Here is a 20764-nt window from a genome sequence, read left to right on the forward strand (position 1 = left end):
GCCGCTAATTGGATTCGAGAGCGGGCGAATTAGCGGCCCGGTTAAAACCAACGGTATCCCGGTATACCTGTGGTGAAACCGTCGCATGGCGTTTGAAAAAGCGGCTGAAATAGAATTCATCCTCAAAGCCCAGTTCATGCGCAATTTCCTTAATTGATTTAGGTGTCAGGTATAACTCCCGCTTAGCTTCAATCACGATTCGGTCACTAATCAAATCGGTAAGGGTTTTGCTGAAGTAATGCCGGGTGATTTTAGCCAGCGCTTTAGGACTTATGGTCAACAGATCGGCATAGTCGCTGGGTGTATGTTTGCTCCGGAAATACTGCTCGATGGCATCTTTTAACTTCTGAATGACGAAAGGCTCTTTCTGTTCGGCAATAACTACCGTTTCGTCCCGCTCTGGATATTGCGCTAGGGTTAATCTGACAGCCTGAATAAGAATGATTTTCAGGTACGAAATCAACAGTTCGTGCTGAGCCAGTTCGACTTTCTGAATCTCATTCGCCATTTGTTGGGTCAGGAGTTCAAAATAGGTTAGTTCCTCCGCTGTCAACCGCACAAACGGAGGATGATAGCTGTTGTTGAATAGAAAGCCGTTCGCCGAAATCTCGGGATGGTGCCTGAAAATACAGAAAAACTCTGGGTGAAAATGAATAACCCAACCGCTCGCGGGTTCATTCGTTCGAAGCTGAAAGGGCTGGAAGGGCGAAAAAGCCAGTAATACATTGCCAGCGATTGGATACTGAGTAAAATCGGCCGTCAGGTCCACCGTTTGCCCTTTCCACAGAATCAGGCTAAAGTAGTTGAAGCGTTGAATGGAGGAAAAAAGCGAGGAATCGTCGAACGGATAAATACTGAAAGCCAGATTCCCGTTCTGCGGATTGACCATCGTGTAGCGATCATACGTGTGCATGCGAGGGCAACAAAAACGGCTTTACAGATCGTTCACGCTCAGGCAATAGCTGCCCCGATTCTTACGGAGTGGTTTGATCGTTCAAGGCGTTCCGTAACGTGTTGATTTCCTGCTCCAGTTTGGCAATATACGCCGACTGCGAAGCAAAAACATCCTGCATGTCCGCTTCAGTATACCGGGGCGTTATGTGTTGCGGACAGTTCCAGTCGAAGGCGCTGACCCGAAACAACAGCATCCGCTCGGGCGTGTGTTTATACTGGGCAGGGTCCAGTTTAGCAAACAAATCGGGTCGGTCGGCCAGCTCCACAACAGAGGCTTCGGCGTAGATTTTTAACCGTGTCTGTCTGGGATAGTCCATTAAGAAAAGCGACACCTGCGGATGAGTCAGAATATTCCCGACGGAGATGTACTGCTTATTGCCTTTAAAATCGACCAGTCCGAGCGTGTGCGAGTCAAGCACATGAAGGAATCCGGCAGGCCCACCCCGATGTTGAATGTATGGATAGCCGTTTTCGCCGATGGTGGCGAGGTAAAAACTGTCCCGCTGGCTTATAAAGCTTATTTCTGGTCGGCCAAGACCATCGACATACACCGCCTTTTCGAAGCGGGCATAGGCATCCCGACTACCATATTTCTCCTGGAGTTTTCGCACGCTGTCGGTAAAGGCAAGGGATGCATAGTTCTTCGCCATGGTATTTTGCTCAGTGTAAAGGCTTGACGAAATATATTGGCTAATTCTTAGCGAAGCTTACGATCACTTTCGTTAATCGGTGCATCATTGATACTGGCAAATCGTTTGCGCATCAGACCGTTGTCATCAAACTCCCACAATTCATTGCCGTAGCTTCGGAACCACTGACCAGTTGTGTCGCGCCATTCATATTCAAAGCGGACAGCCATTCGATTTTCACGAAAGCCCCACAACTCTTTTTTTAGCTTATAGTCAAGTTCCTTTGCCCATTTGCGGGTCAGAAATGCTTTTACCTCATCCCGGCCGTTGATAAACTCGGTTCGGTTTCGCCACTCCGTATCGACCGTATAGGCCAAACTGACGGTTTCGGGGTCGCGGGTGTTCCAGGCATCCTCGGCCATTTGTACTTTCTGAAGGGCTGTTTCGAGGGTAAACGGGGGGATAGGTGGCCGTTTTTCCTGATCGGACTTCGGTTGGTTGAGTACATCGTCCCACATAGTATCGCCACAGGCATCGATGGCAAATGGACGGCCATCATTAAAAAAATCGTTAAACGGGTTCATCGTATTTTGGGTTTTGAATTGGTTAATTACCGAGCCAATTACATTGATCATTGGCCCGGTAAATGGAAGTTTCAACTAGGCAGCTGCCAGTTCGGGCGCTGCTGGAAAGTCGATGGGAATGTTGGTTAGGTTATGTAGGTAGTTCATAATGATCTTATCCGCAATGGCTACTATCACATCCACGAGCGATTCATCGGTATACCCAGCGGCATAAAACGCATCCAATACGCTGTCGTCATGTAGGTGACCTTGTTGCTGAGTGATGGCCTGGGTTAAGCGGGCGAGTGCGTCGTATTTTGAACTGAACGAAGCTGAGCCACCTCGAACTTCCAGTATCTGATCGTTCGTAAATCCATTTAACTTACCCAGCGCAGTATGGGCTGCCAGACAATAGTTACAGCCATTGATCTGGCTAACAACCAGATTGATAATTTCTTTCTCTCGTTTGTTGAGCGACGATTTTGCCTGCTGAAGCTGAAGGTAACTTTCCAGCGCGTTGTTTGAATAAGCAATTGTGGCATACAAGTTGGGTACAAAACCCAGTCCTGCCTGTAATTTGTCGAAAATGGCCTGATTGCCGGCTGATACCTGACTGCGTGTTGGTACGTCGAATGTTTTCATGTTTTCTGCTATTGTATTGAATAAATGTCCATCGTCGGAGGCTACCCATTAGCAACCTGCGATTGATGAGACAAAAATGGGGTATTCAATAGCCGAAAAGAATGGAGAATCAACGCATTGACATGGACACTTTTTCTGCTAAATACGCAGACCATAAGCAATCAGATAAATCATAGAAGTTATTCGAGTTCGTCAACTTACAGCGTCTTACACAGTTAGAGTGAGGGAAGATTCTCAAATCTGCCCTTGGTGAGGTTTCTCAAAACCGAGCCAGATATACCGTTCGGTTTTGAGAAACCTCACATGGCAGGTTGTAAGAACCTGCCACCACGAACGCAAACACCTTCTAACCATCTGTGTTGTATCATTTGCCAGTTACCAGTTTGCCAGAAGTGGAACGCAGGTAAAGAGTGGCAATTTCTTTGGCGATCTGTTCGGGGAGCGCCTGCTCGCTATTGGTTAGCACGATGACCGCCAGCCCGGCCTGTGGAAAACGGGCGTACTCCGTTCGGAAACCAGGGAGTGAACCTCCATGATGAATCCAGGATGTACCCATCAGCGTATCGACTCGCCAGCCCAGGCCATACGGGTAAGGCGTCCCATCTTTCAGGACGAAGGGCTTCAGCATTTCTTTCTGACTGGCCTCGGTCAGGATTTTCGTTGTGCCTAGCGCGGCTTCCCATTTGGCTAAATCCAGTACGGTCGACAGAAAGGCCCCGCTCGGGCGTAAGGCGCGGTAAGGAATAGCGCGGTGCAGATGATCTTTTTCCCACTCATAGCCGTCTACCCGATTCGGTACCACTTCGCTCAGGGTTGTCGTGCGGGTAGCAGTCAGACCAGCCGGTTTGAAAATCCGATCTTTCAGAAACGTTGACCAGGGTTGCCCCGATACTTTGCGAATAATATCGGCCAGCGCAAAATAACCGACGTTGCAATATTGCCATTTGGTGCCAATAGGAAACTGGAGTGGCAACGGGAAAGCCGATTGAACGACTACCGAATCGGGCTGAATTTTAGTGGGGTCAAAAGCGGGGGCTTCCCGAACGATGCCCGACGTATGCGAAAGCAGGTGACGCAACGTGATACCTTGCCAGGTCTGTGGAGCCTGTGGGTAGTAGGTATGGATGTCATCATCGAGCGAGAGTTTTCCTTCCTGCGCTAAAATCAGAATGCCCGATGCGATAAACTGTTTACTGACCGACGCGATAGCATAGACGCTTTGCGGAGTAGCGGGTACGTTTAGTTCGACATTTGCCAGTCCATACCCTTTGCTCAGGACGACTGCTCCCTGCCGAACCACCGCAATCGAAATGCCCGGAATGTGTTTGGTTCGCATGTGACTCTGAACAATGGCATCGACACTATCGGCTGGAACTGAACTGGCTGTTTGGGCCCAACTGGTCTGTATCAGGAAAAGTAAAGCGAGTAAACCACCAAAGCGGCTTTTGTGTGACAAGTTCATAGAATGAGAGGAAGTTATAAGCGTGACTAGATAACGTTACTGGATAATGAATCATGGAAAATGTGCTTTGACGCTTATTCCTGATTTCTATGTATTCGTTCGATCAGATTAAAAAAAAGCTGCGCGGCTGGTTCAATCAGTTCGTCGTTGAAATCATAATCGTCGTTATGGAGGGCAGGCGAATTTACACCCGCTCCGATGCCAAACATGGCTCCTTTGTAACGTTGCGTGAACAACCCAAAATCTTCGCCCCATTTGAACGGCTCCTGTTTTTCGAGGAAGGGATAGCCTAACCTGTGGGCACTTTGTTTGATCTGTTCAAATGTTTTCGGGTCGTTTTCATTGGCAAAGAATGCTTCGGTGTAAGTCGTTTGCGTGTCGATACCGCTTCCGGCTGTTAGGGCTAGCAATACCGATTCTAACTGATTCGTTAGCCATTCCATTTTAAGAGCCGTACGTGTCCGAAGGGTCAGATGAACTTCGCCATACCCCGCTGAAATCCCGTATGATTTTTCGCCCATTGTCGTATGAACGGGTGTGATAAGCGTAAACTCATCGGAAGCGGGATCCGGGTTTTGCAACGTTCTGGCTTTAAGCATGAATTCCGCCATTACATACGCTGGATTGATGCCTTTTTCGGGTTCGGCCGAGTGAGAAACCTTCCCGGTAAACGCCACAATCATACTAAGCACCGATGCCGTAAACGGCCCCGATTTGCAGACAATAACGCCTTGTTCATAGCCCGGCAGATTATGGAGGGCAAAGACCTGGTCGGGTTGGATGGTTGCAAAAAGGGGATCGTTAATTACGGCCTGAGCACCCTGCCCGGTTTCCTCGGCCGGCTGAAAAAGCAAGTAAACGGCTCCGCTGGTAACGGGCTTTTCATCCAGTAAAGCCGCTACTCTTGCCAGAATAGCCGTGTGGCCATCGTGCCCACATTTGTGCGAAACGCCCGCAATCTGCGACCGATGGGCGAATCTATTGACTTCCTGAATAGGCAGCGCATCGGTGTCGGCCCGAATGAGTGTGACGGCCCCCGTTTTGGCAGTTCCATATTGCAAAAGCAGTCCTGTACCACCTATGTCGTGCAGGGCATCTGGATGAAACTGACTCACAAACGTTTTGATGCGTTGTTGGGTCTGTACTTCCTGGCCGGACACTTCAGGGAACTGGTGCAATTCGCGTCGGAATTGGGTGAACCGATCCGTATTGGGTGTAGACATAGCTGCGAAATTAGTGCTTAAGCCACTCCCGAAAGCTGGTGGGTCGATGATCGATCAGACTGTAATAAACACCTAATACCGTGTTGATTAGTAGGCAGATAACAACCGTCACGACCTGACCTCTTAGGCTCTTCATTGGAATGGCCATCCCAAACATGACCAGCCAGACAATGGTCATTAATACAGCAATTACTATTTTCTTAAATCTTTTCATTAAAAGTAGCTTATATATCAGATTGCATGCTACTAAGCTTGATGTTTAGTCGGCTTATAAAATCACACCAGACTATTTTGTATTCTGTATTGATTAGTTATACTTTTACACGATTATGTGTAAATATTTTGTTTTGTTTGTTGCTATAATAGCCCAATGTACAAAAATATTTGGGCAAACGGGTTGGGTATCAGGCCATATTAAGCTAATTAACAGTGATTCACTACAAGGAGAAGTGTTCAATAAAGAATGGGATACTTCCCCCTCATATATTACGTTTCGCTACTTATCTGGTGAAAAGATTCGCATAAATGTAAAAGAAATAAAGGCTGTATATTTTCCACTAACCCAGGAATTATATGAACAACATACCCCGTTGTTAGAAACTTCTTCGAATGATGTAAACTTATTAAGCTATAGTGAAACACTACGCTTTGAACGGGATACCATTTTAGCCCAAAGGATAGTTTCAGGACCAATCAATCTTTATCGTTATAAGTCTTCTACCGGCCGAGTGCACTTACTGATTCAGAGTCAAGCGGATACTTTGCAGGATTTAGTGTATCGGCGATATCTATATAATGGAACAAATACGGTAAAAGAGATACCATTGTTCAAATATCAGCTTAATCGTTTACTGGTCAATAATCCCTTCCTTGTGTCAAAAATTCCACAACTTGATTTTGATGAAACAGCGATTACAAAGCTTATTGTGGCCTATAATCATTCTAAAAATGGCTTACCAGAATCTATAAAACCAATTAAAAAGCCTCTCCTAGTCGAAATAGGGATGGTTTTTGGTCTCTCTGTAACGAAAATGCAGTATAGGTACTTAGATTTAAAGGTAAACTTCCCCGTTGGAATCAATCCCTACTTAGGTATATTTGCCAATATCCCCTTAGCCCGTAATCGCCAACAATGGTCGTTTTACAATGAATTAGCAGGCAAGTTTTACCACGGCAATACCACAGCTCCTTTCTATAATTCAAATACTTCATCTATTGTCTACAACCCAATTCAGATTGCCCTTGGTTATGTAAAGTTAATTACCACTATTCGATGGCAAACCCCTAAAAAACATGTCGTGCGTCCATTTTTGACGGCTGGTTTTACAAATGGGCTTGCACTTCGATTAAAAAGCGATTTTGCAATCGCAGGTGATCGGCATTATGAATTGGGTTTTATAGCGAGCGCTGGTTTGCATTGGAACAAGTGGTCTGTGGAAGCACGATATGAGCGCAGTAACGGTACTGCAAATGCTTTATACGTTTCCTCTCCAACAAACTCCATGTATGGGTTAATGGCTTACTGCTTTTAATATTCCTACCGGCTTCCTGAATACTTGGCGGGAGCACTATTTTTCGGAATGCTTTTCTGGATGAATTTCCGCAGGTTCTCGTTGCTGGTGGCCAGGTCTTCTTTGCGGAGGTACATCATGTGGCCGCTCCGGTAGCCTTCCCAATCCATCCGGTCTTTCAGCTTGCCGCTGGCGTCAATTTGCCACATGCTGTATTTGGCATTGAAGTAATCACAGGCTCCGTCATAATAGCCCGACTGTACCAACAGATGCAGATACGGATTCTGGTTCATGGCCTGACGCAGATTTTCGCCTGTGTGATTGTTGGTATTGTCCCACGGAAAGGTAGGGCCAAACATGTAGTATTTCAGGTCCGTTTTGTAGTTCAACTCGTCGCGCATGAACATATTGATGGCGGGCGTGAATGAGTGCAGCCAGGACGTCAGTTCGGAATTGTACTCAGGACTAACCCCCGCATCCTTGCTATCGAGACCCAGGTAGCGCGAATCCAGTCGCCCGACGGTTTGGCCCCGGCCCCGTAATAATTCTTTCCAGAAGAAGTTCGTTGGTACGTCCAGATTCTGTTGTAATACAGCCGTTTCCGACAAACCGGAATAACGGGCCACTTTAGCGGCAATGTCTTTACGTTTCTGGTCGCTGATGGAACCGCCCAGAGCCAGTGCAGGCAGGTACTCCTGAATGGTGAATGTTTCGACTTCGGGCAGCAGATCAGTTAAATCTTTTTTCTGCAAATCGGCAGGTAAGGCTTTATGATACCAGGCTGTGGCCGTAAAATAGGGTAGTTTCAAAACACCCTGGGCCGGTCCATCCCGCTCGATGCCCAGGCTCGTGGGCGAAACCAGAATCACACCGTTCAGATACATCCAGTGGGCGTTCTGCAATTCCAGCGCCAACCCCGACACGCGTGTAGTACCGTAGCTTTCGCCAATCAGGTACTTAGGCGAAGCCCAGCGATTATACCGACTCACGAAGGTATTGATCCAGTCGGCCAGGTATTTGATGTCGGCATTAACGCCAAAGAATAGCTTAGCCGCCGGAACATCTTTATTGACGGGTCGAGAAAAGCCCGTATTGACCGGATCGACGTATACAATGTCGGCTACGTCCAATATCGAATGAGGGTTGTCTTTGATACCATAAGGCTGAACGGGATAGCCTTCATCATCGACTTTCAGAATACGGGGACCTGTATACCCAATCATCATCCAGACCGATGCTGTACCGGGGCCTCCGTTGAACGAAATGACGAGGGGGCGGCTGGCCCGGTCAGTTACATCGGAGCGCTCGAAATACGTAAAAAACACCCCGGCCACAGGTTTACCTTCTTCGTCCCAAACGGGAATGGTGCCTGCGGTGGCTTTGTACGGCACACGTTGCCCTTTGATGGTTACCTGTCCATTGGTTACCACCTGTGAGTCGATATTCAGGGTACGGGAGGCTGGTTTGTCGTCTTTGGGTTTTGGCGTTTCAGTCGTTGTCGGCTTTTGCGCATGGGTGTGTATCAGGCTGGAAAAGGCAATGAGCAACGGCAGGAAGAAGTGTTTCATGAGTACGGAATTGGTAATGAGTGAAGCGGATACGCTGTCGTAAGACTGAATCCTATTTTTTGACCGAATATAGTTAGAATGCCCCTAAAATAGGCGCTTAGGCGTTTATTCGAAAGCGACTGCTTAAGGTGAAATCTAAACAGGGAGTATAATGTGCTGTCAGATTCTTCAATCTGACAAGTTAGGTTTCTCAAAACCTAACGATGCAATAGGTACTCTGAGAGGCAATAGAAAATTTTGATATTTTGGAAAAGAATAGAGTAAAAGTTGGATTTAATTAAATGAGATGATCGAAGCCATCTATTTTTCTGTATTTTGGTCCATTCGCCAAGCAAACTACCATGAAAAAACTCTTCCTGTGCTGCGTACTAGCCAGTTTTGGGGCTTCGGCCCAGTCGCTCTCTAAGCCCGAGCAAAGCATCATTGCCTCTGTAAAAAAGAATATGCCCGCAACCGAAGCATTTCTGGAAAAAGTGGTCAACATCAACAGCGGCACTCTGAATAAAGAAGGGGTTCGGCAGGTCGGTAAGCTGATGTCCGACGAATTTGATAAGCTGGGGTTTAAAACCGAATGGGTTACCTTACCCGACTCGCTGAATCGGGCGGGACATCTGGTGGCTACCCGGCAGGGGAAAAAAGGCAAAAAGCTTTTCCTGATCGGGCACCTGGATACGGTTTTTGAAAAGAGTCTGCCGATGGAGCCTTATACGCGGGTCAACGATTCGACGATAGCTGGGCAGGGTGTCAACGATATGAAAGGGGGCGATGTGGTGGTGATTGCCGCTTTGAAAGCTCTGCACGAACAGAAATTGCTGGATGATACATCCATTACCATTTATTTCACGGGCGATGAAGAAAGCTCAGGTGGTCCCGAAAGTCGGCGGGATTTTATTGAGCGAGCCCGCCAATGTGATGTAGCCCTCGGGTTCGAAAGTGCACAAGGCTTGCGCTACGTAACTACCGGGCGTCGTGGGGCCAGTGGCTGGACATTGAACGTAAAAGCACGTTCAGGCCATTCATCGCGGATTTTCAGCGATCTGGGTTACGGAGCTATCTATGAGGCCGCCCGTATTCTGACGGAGTTTCGACGGACATTAGGGCAGGAGCAATACCTGACATTTAACCCCGGCCTGATCGTGGGTGGAGCCGAGGTGAAGTACGACGAAAAAACAGCTAAAGCGGTTGTTGATGGTAAAACGAACATCGTGGCCGGAACAGCACTGGTGAAAGGAGATTTACGATTTCTGACTGAAGCTCAGAAGGAAAAAGCGCGGGCTAAAATGCGTGAAATCGTAGACAAAAGCCTGCCCCTGACCAAAGCAACGATTTCCTTTACCGATGGTATTCCGGGTATGGAGCCGACCGCTGCTAATGACGAATTACGGAAACAGGTCGATAAAATCAGTCGGGATATGGGCATTGGCCCGGTTGAAGCCTTCGACCCCGGTGCCCGTGGCGCGGGGGATATTTCCTTTGTGGCTCAATACATGCCTTGCCTGGATGGGTTGGGTGCATCGGGTAAGGGCGCTCATAGCATCGAAGAGACCATGAATAGCAAGGAGTTTCCATTGCTGATTCAGCGAGCAGCGGTGATGATCTACCGTATGACCCGCTAATAAGATAACAGATCGAAGAATCTGACTCCACAGGAATACGGGAGAAGCTCTTCTCCGACCTCATAAACTTGGGGCTTGCTGACCATTCCGTTTGGTTATCGGCATCACTATTTATCATGCAAAGGACCGGGACAGGGCCGCTACATTTGTCCTGATGTCCTGTTTGCGTAACGCGGGTGAGAACCCGCCATTTTTAATCAATATCGCGGGTTCCCACCCGCGTTACGCAAACAAGACTGCACTTTGTTCATAAAGAGATGATAACGACAGATATTTGCATTATTGGGGCCGGGCCGGTGGGTCTGTTTGCCGTTTTTGAAGCAGGATTACTAAAAATGCGCTGCCACCTGATCGATGCGCTGCCACAGGTGGGTGGACAGCTTTCTGAAATCTATCCACAAAAGCCGATCTACGATATTCCGGGCTATCCGGAAGTAAAAGCGCAAACGCTGGTCGATAACCTGATGGATCAGATTGCGCCCTTCAAACCGGGCTTCACGCTGGGCGAACGAGTAGAGTCCCTGGAAAAGCAGGATGATGGCTCGTATGTGATTACTACCAACGAAGGGACAGCCGTTCATTGTCAGGTCGTTGTAATTGCCGGTGGATTGGGTTGTTTTGAACCACGCAAACCCGAAATTACCAACCTGGAGCAGTTTGAAGGCAAAGGCGTTGCCTACATGGTGAAAAACCCGGAGCTATTTCGCGATCGTCGGGTAGTCCTAGCCGGTGGGGGAGACTCCGCTCTCGACTGGACGATCTTTCTGGCCGATATTGCGCAGGAGGTTACGCTCATTCACCGGAGCGATTCATTTCGGGGAGCGCCCGATTCGGCCGAAAAAGTCGTTGAACTGGCTCGTCAGGGACGCATCAAACTCCTGCTTCAATCGAACATCACGAGTATACAGGGCAATGGACATTTGAAAGAGGTGAGTGTTACGGCCAAAGATAAGTCGGTGCAGATACTGGCTGCTGATCACCTGATTCCGCTATTCGGTTTAACCCCAAAACTTGGCCCTATTGCCGACTGGGGATTGCATATCGACAAATCGGCTATCAGCGTCAATACGGTTGATTACTCGACCAATGTTGAACGCATCTACGCCATTGGTGATATCAATACCTATCCGGGTAAGCTCAAACTGATTCTCTGTGGTTTTCACGAGGCCGCGTTGATGTGTCAGAGTGCGTTCCAGTATGTGTATCCGAACCAAAAGCTAAGTTTCAAATACACGACCGTAAACGGTGTACCTACTTTTTAAATGGTTATTCGTTTTAGTGGTAGACGATAAGTGACAACGAATGACTACGAAATACGATGATTACATTCACAATAGAAGACCGCGACGGAACGCGGCAGGCGCTCGAAATACCAGAAGGTATTAACCTGAGTTTGATGGAAGTGCTGAAAGCATCGGACTACAACATTTTGGCAACGTGTGGGGGTATGGCCTTGTGCGCTACCTGTCATGTTCAGGTGCTCGAAGGGCTCGATGCCCTACCTCCGGCGCAGGATGCTGAGCTGGATATGCTCGATACGTTACCCAACGCTGAATCAGATAGTCGGCTGGCCTGCCAGATCCGGGTCAATGAAACGCTGGAAGGAGCCCTTTTCGCCATCCGTGGAGAGGACCACTAGCTCTCAAATGAAACTTTATGCATGAGTTTTGACGGGCTTCCTGCTTTACGAGGCATAAACCTATTTTTTTTCATTTGTTGTATGCTTAATAATCGTTACGTCAGAGCCATTTTTTTCACGGGGCTACTGGTTGCACTCATCGTTCAGGTCAAATCAACGTTTGGTTTTGCGCCCAAACGCGAATTTTATCAACTGAAAATCTACCACCTGAAAGATAGTCCGCAGAAAGACAGGCTGGAGAGTTACCTCAAACAGGCTTATTTACCGGCATTGCATCGGGCGGGTATTGGCAAAGTAGGTGTATTTAAGTCCGCTACTGAAGCCGATTCACTGATTTATGTGCTTATTCCGTTTAAGTCGGTCGATCAATTTATGGGCCTTTCGGAAACGCTCGCCAAAGATAAACAGTACGCAACCGACGCACAGGATTATATCAACGCGGAATACAATAACCCCGCCTACAAAAATTTTGAATCGATTTTGATGCAGGCGTTTGCGGGTATGCCGAGCCTGATTGCCCCGACATTGACGGCTGGCCCAGCAGAGCGTATTTACGAATTGCGCCGATACGAAGCGGCCACGGAGAAACTGCACGAAGCGAAAATTGCGCAGTTCAACAACGGCGAACTCGATATTTTCAAGCGGCTCGGATTCAACACAGTATTTTGCGGACAGGTAAAGGCCGGTAGTAAATTACCCAGCCTGATGTACATGACGTCGTTTGAGAGTAAAACCGAACGCGATGCGCATTGGAAAGCCTTCAGTGCCGATCCCGGCTGGAAAGCCCTGAATGCAAAACCCGAATACGCTCATAACTTTCTTCGGGCTGACATTTACCTGCTCCACCCAACTGCCTATTCGGAGATTTAATTGAAATCGGTGGTATTGTTTGGCAACCAGTCGAATACGTGTAAAATCATGGATATTCAGGTAGGATAATTATTTTTACGCATAACCTGAACGCTCATGAAAAAACGTTTACGCTGGTTGCTTCCCATCGTACTGATTGTTATCGTCTACCTGATTCCGGTTTCGAAAAAAGATGCTGCCGAACTGTATGATGGCGTAGATAAACAGCCCATCAATGGCCTGACCGCCTTCCGAAAACTACCCACCAAAACAAGGCACACCCAAGGCTACGACTGGACGTATCTGGTACTCGGGAATGGCCCTAAAACCATTCTCTTTTTGCATGGTATGACGGGCGGCTACGATTTCTGGTGGCAGCAGATGAACGCCTTTAGCCATGATTATCGGGTTGTGAGCATGACATATCCCCCGGTTGATAACCTGTCGGACTTGGGTAAAGGCGTTATATCGATTCTCGACAAAGAGAAAATTGATTCAGTGATTGTAGTAGGGAGTTCGTTGGGAGGTTATCTGACGCAGTATTTGCTCGCTACCTATCCGCAACGGGTCGAAAAAGCTGTGTTGGGAAATACATTCCCGAAAAATGACATCTATGAAGAGGCCAACCATACCAAAGTAGCCGTAGCCAAATGGTTGCCCGAATGGGCAGTTATGAATGCGCTGCGTGGTAATCTGGTCAACCAGGTTATCCCGGCTTCCGAAAATAATCCACTGGCGAAGGCACAACTGCTCGAAAATACATACGGCCGGATGTCGAAAGCACAGTTTCTGGCCCGTTACCAGTGTGTAATTGATAAATTTCAGCCCATCGACGGGAAACAAACGAAGGTGCCTTTGCTCATTCTGGAATCGGACAACGATCCACTCATTCTACTCCAGCTTCGAACTCAGTTGAAGCAGTATTACACAACCGCCCAGGTGCATACCTTTCACCAGAAAGGCCATTTCCCGTACCTGAATGCAGCCAAAGAATACAATACTGTGCTAGGCAACTTTCTCAGATTAAAGAGCGAATGAGTGAAAGAGTGAAGAATTACTTGCGACAGCATGTTCGCTCTTTCACTCTTTCGCTCTTTCACTCTTTATCACAGCGACCCGCGCCGGATCATGTAGAATGGGTTTTTTACCTTGATTCGCTTGTTGTCGAGCAGGAGGGAAGCCGCTGTATAGCCCATGGCTTCGAAGTCAGTGGTGATAACTGTAATATTCAGAAGCTCCTTGAGAGTCGTCTCATTAAACGAAATGATACCAATCTCGTGCCCTAGTTCATAGGGCGACTGGCGCACTTTTTTTACTAGCTCTGACAGGTCCGTTTCTTCAATTACCACATAAGCCGTGCCTTCCTGTAGGTTCTCCTGTAGGGCATTCTCTTTGATGCCGAACTCTTTGTTGTAATTGACGCAGAACGAGCGAAAGCCATGCGCAATTTCGGTTGGATAGTTGCCATCGCCGGGTAGGATAAGTACCAGACGGTTGTACTTCATTAGCAGATCCTGGGCGTTTTCGAGCGACTCGCAGATGTCTTTGTCGAAATTCTGGTAAACACTCAGCCGGGGTTCGGTCAGCTCCTGAACATCCTTATCAAGCAAAATCAATTCATTCGCCGGAATGGATTCCAACGTTTCCATATAGTTCGCCTTGTCCAGATCCTGCGTGAAATGGGGCATCACCACGTAGTAGTTGTACTTGCCCAGATTCTTCTCAATAATTTCCTTAAAGTGATAGGCACTGTAATGGTGAATTTGCAGGTCGACCGTCGCTTTGTCGCCCAGCGCTTTCAGGAATGCGTAATAGATGATCTTCTTATAGGAACTAAGCTTATTGAAAATGAGCAGGATTTTGAGTTTGGGTTCCGCTTGCGACTGCACGTAATACCCTTTCCCCTGCACCGATGTGATGTATCCCTGCTCCCGAAGTTCGCGGTAGGCTTTTTCGACGGTATCGCGGGCCAGATAGTATTCTACACTCAACTCGCTGATGGAAGGCAACTGCTCGTTATTTTTCAGGACGCCCCGTTCGATGTCGGTAATCACTGACTGGACAATCTGCTTATACTTTGGGGTCTTGTCTTTCGGGTTAAACTGAAGTTTATAAACAGGTGCCGATGGATTATGATACATATCGACAAAGCTGTCGTATGCCTGCCGTCTGGCCTGGGCTGAGGGAGATTCCTTCGCTACCATAACAAGTAAGGTTTATGGATTATTCTGTGGTTTAGGCAAGTGACTGCCAGTAATTGGCCATAAATAGCATGGATAAGCTTCCAAAAAAGAATAGACATAAAGAAAGAATTATCTGACTTTTTTTATGCAAACGTTGTCGGCAACGTTACCGAGCTTGCACAAGGGAATGGTTTTGTTGTAAAAAAACGGTTTTTGTTGTCTTGAACGCATTCATAACGGATCAATTTGTTCTGAATTAAAAAGTACAGAAGTTGTATTTAACTACGATTGCGCCCATTGCATTAGACGATGCCGACGCGATTGCCTTTGACACACAAGCTAAGGTAACGGATTCCTGTGGGTGTTTGTACAGGAAACGTTTTAAAACGACTCCAATGCATTAAGTTTGTTGTCTTTGTTAAAAAAGTCATATAAAAGGAGAGTACAGGAGAGACAACATCGTTACATACGGTATTTTTGTTGAAAATACGGTTCAGATCAGTCTATGAAAGTTGGCTTATTTATCCCCTGCTACATCGATCAGTTTTACCCGAAAGTAGCCATTGCCACACTGAAACTCCTGCAAAACGTTGGTTGTGAAGTTGATTATCCCCTGCAACAAACCTGTTGTGGTCAGCCAATGGCCAATTCCGGGTACGAGCATCTGACGGGTGGCTGCAATGAAAATTTTGTGCGCAACTTTTCGGGCTATGACTACATCGTTTCGCCGTCGGGAAGTTGTACGTTGCATATCAAACACCACCTGCATGCATCGAACGAATCAGAAGCATCGTCTATTCGGTCCCGTATTTATGAACTGACCGAGTTTTTGACGGATGTAGTGAAGGTTTCTTCACTGAAAGCTACGTTTCCGTATCGGGTAGGGCTTCACCAGAGTTGTCATGGGCAGCGTGGATTGCACCTGGCGCAAATGTCGGAACTGATGGCGCCCCCGTTTTCCAAACCAGCGCAACTGCTCAATCTGGTCGATGGGCTCGACCTGGTGCAACTGGATCGACGTGATGAGTGCTGCGGTTTCGGTGGAACATTCTGTGTAACGGAAGAAGCCGTATCGGCTAAAATGGGTAAGGATCGCGTAGCCGACCATCTTCGACATGGGGTCAACTACATTACCGGAGTCGATGTATCCTGCCTGATGCATCTGGAAGGTATTCTGAAGCGGGCTAATTCCGCCGTTCAGGTCAAACACATCGCAGAGATTTTAACAGCAACGGTATAATCATGAATCAGCTAAATTTAGATCACGCCAGTGCCGCTGTTGCGTTCAATAAAGATGAGCCTCGGGTCGACTGGCACGATGAAACGCTCTGGTTTGTACGGACCAAACGTGACCGGGCGGCTGCTCAGTTACCCGAATGGGAGCAGTTGCGGGAAGCCGCTTCGCAGATCAAAAATCATGTGCTGTCGAATATGCACGATCTGCTGGCGCAGTTTGAGGAGAATGCTAAACGGAATGGTATTACCGTGCACTGGGCCGAAAATGCCGATGAGCATAATGCGATTATCCATAAACTGATTCAGGATGCGGGCGTTACCCGGATGGTGAAATCGAAGTCGATGCTGACCGAAGAGTGTCATCTGAACGACTACCTGACCCGGCATGGTATCGAAGTGATCGACAGCGACTTAGGCGAGCGCATTGTGCAGATGCGTAAAGAGCCACCTTCGCACATTGTACTGCCCGCTATTCACCTGAAAAAGAGTGATGTGGGCGAAACGTTTCATGAACACCTTGGCACTGAAAAAGGCGCTACGGATCCGCAATACCTGACCGAAGCGGCACGTCAACACCTGCGCGATACATTTCTGACCCGGAAAGTGGCCCTTACGGGAGTCAACTTTGCGATTGCGGAAACAGGTGGGTTTGTGGTCTGCACCAACGAGGGAAATGCCGATATGGGCGCGCATCTGGCCGATGTACACATTGCCGCGATGGGATTTGAGAAGATCATCCCACGAGCCGAACATCTGGGCGTATTTCTGCGGTTGCTGGCACGCTCAGCCACCGGACAACCAATCACCACCTTTTCGAGTCATTTTCACCGCCCCCGGCCCGGCCAGGAAATGCATATTGTGATTGTCGATAACGGGCGTAGTCGGCAGCTTGGTCGCCCTGATTTTCGGAATTCGCTGAAGTGCATCCGGTGTGCGGCTTGCCTGAATACCTGTCCAGTGTACCGACGGTCGGGCGGGCATAGTTATCACAGTGCCATTGCCGGGCCCATCGGGTCTATCCTGGCTCCGAATCTGGACATGAAATTAAACGCCGACCTGCCCTTTGCCTCAACGCTCTGTGGTTCCTGCTCCAACGTCTGTCCGGTGAAAATCGATATCCACGACCAGTTGTACAAATGGCGGCAGGTATTAATGAAAGAAGGGTACGGACCCGGTGGCAAAACCGCAGCCATGAAAGCGATGGCTACGGTGCTTGAGTCGCCCAGTCTGTACCGGATGGCCGGGAAAATAGGACGGGGCGTATTGCGATTTACCCCTGTACTGGCCGAAAATCGATTCAATCCCTGGTACAATCAGCGCGAAATGCCCGAACCTCCCGCCGAGAGCTTCCGCGATTGGTACATCAATAACAAGAAAGCATGACCTCCCGCGAAAAAATTCTGGCGAATATTAAGGCCAATCAGCCCGATTTACGCCCATTGCCTGAGCAGTATACGTTTGTTTCAAGCTTTCCTGACCTGACGAAACAGTTCATCGATGTACTCACATTTGTGGGAGGAAGGGCACTGGTTGTGCCTGATTATGCCGCTATCAGGGCTGATTTACAGGCTCAATACCCTAATCTGACAAGTGTTGCTACGACCATCCCCGAACTGGCTGACCTGGCCGACCGAACGATGGACGTATCGGACCCGCACGAACTGGCCGATTTGAATCTGGCGATTATTGAGGGGCCAATCGCGGTTGCCGAAAATGCGGCTATCTGGGTCGATGAGCAGCAACTGCCACAGCGTGTAGCCCCTATGATTACGCAATACCTGGTAATCGTGATTCGGCAATCGACGCTGGTGCCCAACATGCATGATGCCTATAAGCAATTAAAAGTCGATACGACCGGCTTCGGCACATTTATCTGCGGGCCTTCTAAAACGGCCGATATTGAACAAAGCCTGGTGATTGGTGCTCACGGTGCCCGTTCCCTAACAGTTTATCTGTTACCGTAAAAGATTAAGAAGTTGGTTGACTTCGTGAGGTCAGGTTCTTAAACCTGACGCGTTCGGTTTTGAGAAACCGAACGGTTCGTCTGGCTTGGTTTCTCAAACCGAGCGAAGGGCCGATTTGAGAATCGGCCCTCACCCTATCTAGGTAAAACCCAGTAAGGTGATCAAATCAAAGGACTTCTAAGTGGCGAATTGGTAGATAGGTCCACCTCGTTTCTTTATGTACTATCTACAGATTCATTCAGTCTGGCTCACCTTCTCTTTCCGAAATTATTAAACGCTCGGTCAGTGACGTTGCCGTTTTCAAGCTATGCCTTCATTTACGTTACGAATTACTTTTCTGTTACTTTGTTCGACATTTGCCTTTGCTCAGCGCCCAAAAACAGAACACCAAATCTGGATTCGGGGTACGTTTGTCGATGAAGCCAGTAAGCCGATTGCCTTCGCATCTATTGCCTTATATCAGGCATCGGGTACAACGCCTATTTCGGGAGTAGTTGCTGACGAAGCTGGAACGTTTGCTTTACAGGTCAAACCAGGACATTACAAGCTGAAAGCCAGTGCCGTTTCCTATCAGGAAAAAGTTATTGACGACCTTCACGTTACGACCCAGGATGTACAACTTGGCGTATCGGTGATGAAGTCCAGCGCGAAAAAGCTGGAGGAAGTTGTCGTGGTTGGCGAGAAAAGTCAGATGGAGTTGTCGCTTGACAAACGAATTTTCAACGTTGGCAAGGACTTGGCAAATGCAGGTGGAACGGCGTCGGATATTCTCAAAAATATACCGTCTGTAGCCGTAGATGGTGAAGGGAACGTCAGTCTGCGGGGAAGCAATAGTGTTCGGATTCTGATCGATGGAAAACCGTCTGGGTTGGTCAGCCTCAAGGGGGGAGCAGGCCTGCAGCAATTGCAGGGCAGTATGGTTGAGCGGGTTGAGGTAATTACTAACCCATCGGCCCGATACGAAGCCGAAGGTATGGGCGGCATCATTAACATCGTTTTGAAGAAAGAACGAAAGGAAGGCTTTAACGGCTCGTTCGATGTGATAACTGGCTATCCGGCCAATTTTGGAGCTGCTGCCAACGTCAACTATCGACGTAAAAACCTGAATTTCTTTATCAATTACACGGCTTCGTACCGAAATACGCCGGGTCGAAATTCCATTTATCAGGAAGTGTACCGAAACGATTCAACCTTCATTTCGCAGCAAAATTCGACCAGTCAGTTGAAAGGGCAGAACAACAACGCTCGCGCCGGTATCGACTATTATTTCAATCCTAAAAGCATTCTGACGGCGGCTTACACCTGGCGCATCAGTAAGGGGAAACGCTTCTCCGACATTCATTATCTGGATTATGTGAGTACGCTGGCTAATCCGAAGGGAATCACCAACCGGACACAGGATGAAACCGAAACCGAGCCTAACTCCGAATACACCGTTAGTTATAAAAAGACGTTTGCGCGGGAAGGACATGAACTCACGGCGGATGTTCGGTATCTGGACAATTGGGAGAAATCGGACCAGTATTTTACCCAACAGACGTTTCTGCCCAATGGTGCTCCATCAGGCATTCCGAATATCCTGCAACGGGCCGTCAATGACGAAACGGAAAAGCAGTTTCTGGTGCAGATCGATTATGTGCGCCCGTTCCGGAAAGATGGCAAAATAGAAGGTGGTTTGCGGAGTAGTACGCGTAACATGACGAACGATTACACTGTTACGCAGCAGAACTCGGATGGAAGCTGGTTCGCACTACCGAATCTGACCAACGATTTTCTGTACCAGGAAAAGATTAACGCTCTATACGGAATTGTTGGGAATAAGATTCGGAAATTCTCGTATCAGGCAGGCTTGCGAGCCGAGTGGACCGATGTAACGACCACGCTTAAACAGACCAATGCTGTAAATCCACGGAGTTACGCCAACCTATTTCCGAGCCTTCATGCTACCTACGACTTACCTCATCAACACGCGTTGCAGGTTAGTTACAGTCGGCGGGTTCGGCGGCCTCAATACAATGATTTGAGTCCGTTTATGACGTTTAGTGATAGCCGGAATTTTTTCAGCGGTAACCCCGATCTGAATCCTGAATTTACGGACGCTTTTGAGCTGGGCCATATCAAATACGTAGAAAAAGGCTCGTTTAGCTCATCGGTTTATTATAGATATACGACTGGCAAAATTATCCGTATCCGGCGGGTCGATACCTTAGGCAATTCGACCACCCGGCCCGAAAATCTGGCCACTGAACATTCTTATGGGGCAGAATTCGCTGGCTCGTATACCCTATATAAATGGTGGAAGCTTGATGGTAGTCTCAATTTCTTCCGGGCCATTACCAATGGTGGTAATCTGGATGCCCGTTATCAGAGCGACACCTATAGCTGGTTTGCCCGGACAAGCTCCCGGTTTACATTCTGGAAAAATACCGATGCCCAATTTCGGGCCAATTACGAAGCTCCTCAGAAGACACCACAAGGCAGCCGACGGGCCATTGCCACACTCGATGTGTCAATCAGTAAAGATATCCTAAACAATAACGGTACGCTGGTTTTTAACATAATTGATGTGTTTAACTCGCGTAAGTATCGTTCGATTACAGAAGGGGCTAATTTTTATACAGAAAGTAATTCGCAGGGGAGGTTACGACAGTTTAATCTGACATTCAACTATCGATTACGACAGGCGAAAAAGAAAATGAAAGATGCTAACGAGGCTGATTTTTAA

The 20764-nt window shown here is 48.0% G+C and carries 19 protein-coding genes; 10 read left to right on the plus strand and 9 right to left on the minus strand.

The genetic code is table 11. From position 1 onward, the window contains the following. Positions 1 to 4: 4 nt before the first annotated feature. The 7 genes from BGO59_RS15770 to BGO59_RS15800 all read right to left on the minus strand — a co-directional run bounded on the left by BGO59_RS15770 (position 5) and on the right by BGO59_RS15800 (position 5687). The gene (locus tag BGO59_RS15770) at positions 5 to 913 is read right to left on the minus strand and encodes a helix-turn-helix domain-containing protein (RefSeq protein ID WP_293684587.1); all 909 of its coding nucleotides are present in this window, start codon (positions 911 to 913) and stop codon (positions 5 to 7) included. 61 nt (positions 914 to 974) lie between these two features. Then, the gene (locus BGO59_RS15775; protein WP_293684588.1) at positions 975 to 1604 is read right to left on the minus strand and encodes a pyridoxamine 5'-phosphate oxidase family protein; all 630 of its coding nucleotides are present in this window, start codon (positions 1602 to 1604) and stop codon (positions 975 to 977) included. Positions 1605 to 1651: 47 nt separating this feature from the next. Further along, the gene (locus tag BGO59_RS15780) at positions 1652 to 2101 is read right to left on the minus strand and encodes a nuclear transport factor 2 family protein (RefSeq protein WP_293684669.1); all 450 of its coding nucleotides are present in this window, start codon (positions 2099 to 2101) and stop codon (positions 1652 to 1654) included. Positions 2102 to 2242: 141 nt separating this feature from the next. Continuing rightward, positions 2243 to 2788, minus strand: coding sequence for a carboxymuconolactone decarboxylase family protein (locus tag BGO59_RS15785; protein ID WP_293684589.1), 546 nt, complete (start codon positions 2786 to 2788; stop codon positions 2243 to 2245). Positions 2789 to 3152: 364 nt separating this feature from the next. Further along, positions 3153 to 4250 (minus strand): serine hydrolase, encoded by a 1098-nt coding sequence (locus tag BGO59_RS15790; protein WP_293684590.1) that lies wholly within the window; start codon positions 4248 to 4250, stop codon positions 3153 to 3155. Positions 4251 to 4324: 74 nt separating this feature from the next. Beyond that, positions 4325 to 5473, minus strand: a complete 1149-nt coding sequence (locus BGO59_RS15795) for an amidohydrolase (RefSeq protein ID WP_293684591.1) — start codon at positions 5471 to 5473, stop codon at positions 4325 to 4327. A 10-nt stretch (positions 5474 to 5483) separates the two neighbouring features. Further along, the gene (locus tag BGO59_RS15800; protein ID WP_293684592.1) at positions 5484 to 5687 is read right to left on the minus strand and encodes a hypothetical protein; all 204 of its coding nucleotides are present in this window, start codon (positions 5685 to 5687) and stop codon (positions 5484 to 5486) included. Between the two features lie 115 nt (positions 5688 to 5802). On the opposite strand from BGO59_RS15800, the gene BGO59_RS15805 reads away from it, so the two are divergent. Next, the gene (locus BGO59_RS15805; protein ID WP_293684593.1) at positions 5803 to 7005 is read left to right on the plus strand and encodes a hypothetical protein; all 1203 of its coding nucleotides are present in this window, start codon (positions 5803 to 5805) and stop codon (positions 7003 to 7005) included. 5 nt (positions 7006 to 7010) lie between these two features. Here the strand turns inward: BGO59_RS15805 and BGO59_RS15810 are convergent, their stop codons facing one another. Beyond that, on the minus strand, positions 7011 to 8552 hold the full coding sequence (locus BGO59_RS15810) for a carboxypeptidase (protein ID WP_293684594.1): 1542 nt from the start codon (positions 8550 to 8552) through the stop codon (positions 7011 to 7013). Between the two features lie 341 nt (positions 8553 to 8893). On the opposite strand from BGO59_RS15810, the gene BGO59_RS15815 reads away from it, so the two are divergent. From BGO59_RS15815 to BGO59_RS15835, 5 genes are all read left to right on the plus strand, one after another. Continuing rightward, entirely contained in the window at positions 8894 to 10168 is a 1275-nt protein-coding gene (locus BGO59_RS15815; protein WP_293684595.1) for a M20/M25/M40 family metallo-hydrolase, read from the plus strand. A 257-nt stretch (positions 10169 to 10425) separates the two neighbouring features. Continuing rightward, entirely contained in the window at positions 10426 to 11430 is a 1005-nt protein-coding gene (locus tag BGO59_RS15820; RefSeq protein ID WP_293684596.1) for an NAD(P)/FAD-dependent oxidoreductase, read from the plus strand. Positions 11431 to 11486: 56 nt separating this feature from the next. Further along, positions 11487 to 11807 (plus strand): 2Fe-2S iron-sulfur cluster-binding protein, encoded by a 321-nt coding sequence (locus BGO59_RS15825; RefSeq protein WP_293684597.1) that lies wholly within the window; start codon positions 11487 to 11489, stop codon positions 11805 to 11807. An 81-nt stretch (positions 11808 to 11888) separates the two neighbouring features. Next, positions 11889 to 12677 (plus strand): NIPSNAP family protein, encoded by a 789-nt coding sequence (locus BGO59_RS15830; RefSeq protein WP_293684598.1) that lies wholly within the window; start codon positions 11889 to 11891, stop codon positions 12675 to 12677. Positions 12678 to 12773: 96 nt separating this feature from the next. After that, positions 12774 to 13694: an alpha/beta hydrolase gene (locus BGO59_RS15835; RefSeq protein ID WP_293684599.1), complete on the plus strand. Its 921-nt coding sequence runs from the start codon at positions 12774 to 12776 to the stop codon at positions 13692 to 13694. A gap of 68 nt (positions 13695 to 13762) precedes the next feature. Here the strand turns inward: BGO59_RS15835 and BGO59_RS15840 are convergent, their stop codons facing one another. Continuing rightward, positions 13763 to 14860: a GntR family transcriptional regulator gene (locus tag BGO59_RS15840; RefSeq protein ID WP_293684600.1), complete on the minus strand. Its 1098-nt coding sequence runs from the start codon at positions 14858 to 14860 to the stop codon at positions 13763 to 13765. A 484-nt stretch (positions 14861 to 15344) separates the two neighbouring features. Between BGO59_RS15840 and BGO59_RS15845 the strand changes: the two genes are divergently transcribed. The 4 genes from BGO59_RS15845 to BGO59_RS15860 all read left to right on the plus strand — a co-directional run bounded on the left by BGO59_RS15845 (position 15345) and on the right by BGO59_RS15860 (position 20764). Next, the gene (locus BGO59_RS15845) at positions 15345 to 16079 is read left to right on the plus strand and encodes a (Fe-S)-binding protein (protein WP_293684601.1); all 735 of its coding nucleotides are present in this window, start codon (positions 15345 to 15347) and stop codon (positions 16077 to 16079) included. A 2-nt stretch (positions 16080 to 16081) separates the two neighbouring features. Next, positions 16082 to 17458: a lactate utilization protein B gene (locus BGO59_RS15850; RefSeq protein WP_293684602.1), complete on the plus strand. Its 1377-nt coding sequence runs from the start codon at positions 16082 to 16084 to the stop codon at positions 17456 to 17458. Further along, positions 17455 to 18039, plus strand: a complete 585-nt coding sequence (locus BGO59_RS15855; protein ID WP_293684603.1) for an LUD domain-containing protein — start codon at positions 17455 to 17457, stop codon at positions 18037 to 18039. Before BGO59_RS15850 ends, BGO59_RS15855 begins: the two co-directional genes overlap by 4 nt. A gap of 307 nt (positions 18040 to 18346) precedes the next feature. Then, complete coding sequence (locus BGO59_RS15860; protein WP_293684604.1) at positions 18347 to 20764, plus strand: TonB-dependent receptor; 2418 nt, start codon at positions 18347 to 18349, stop codon at positions 20762 to 20764.

It is taken from the genome of Spirosoma sp. 48-14 (genome assembly GCF_001898575.1).
Taxonomy (GTDB): Bacteria; Bacteroidota; Bacteroidia; order Cytophagales; family Spirosomataceae; genus Spirosoma.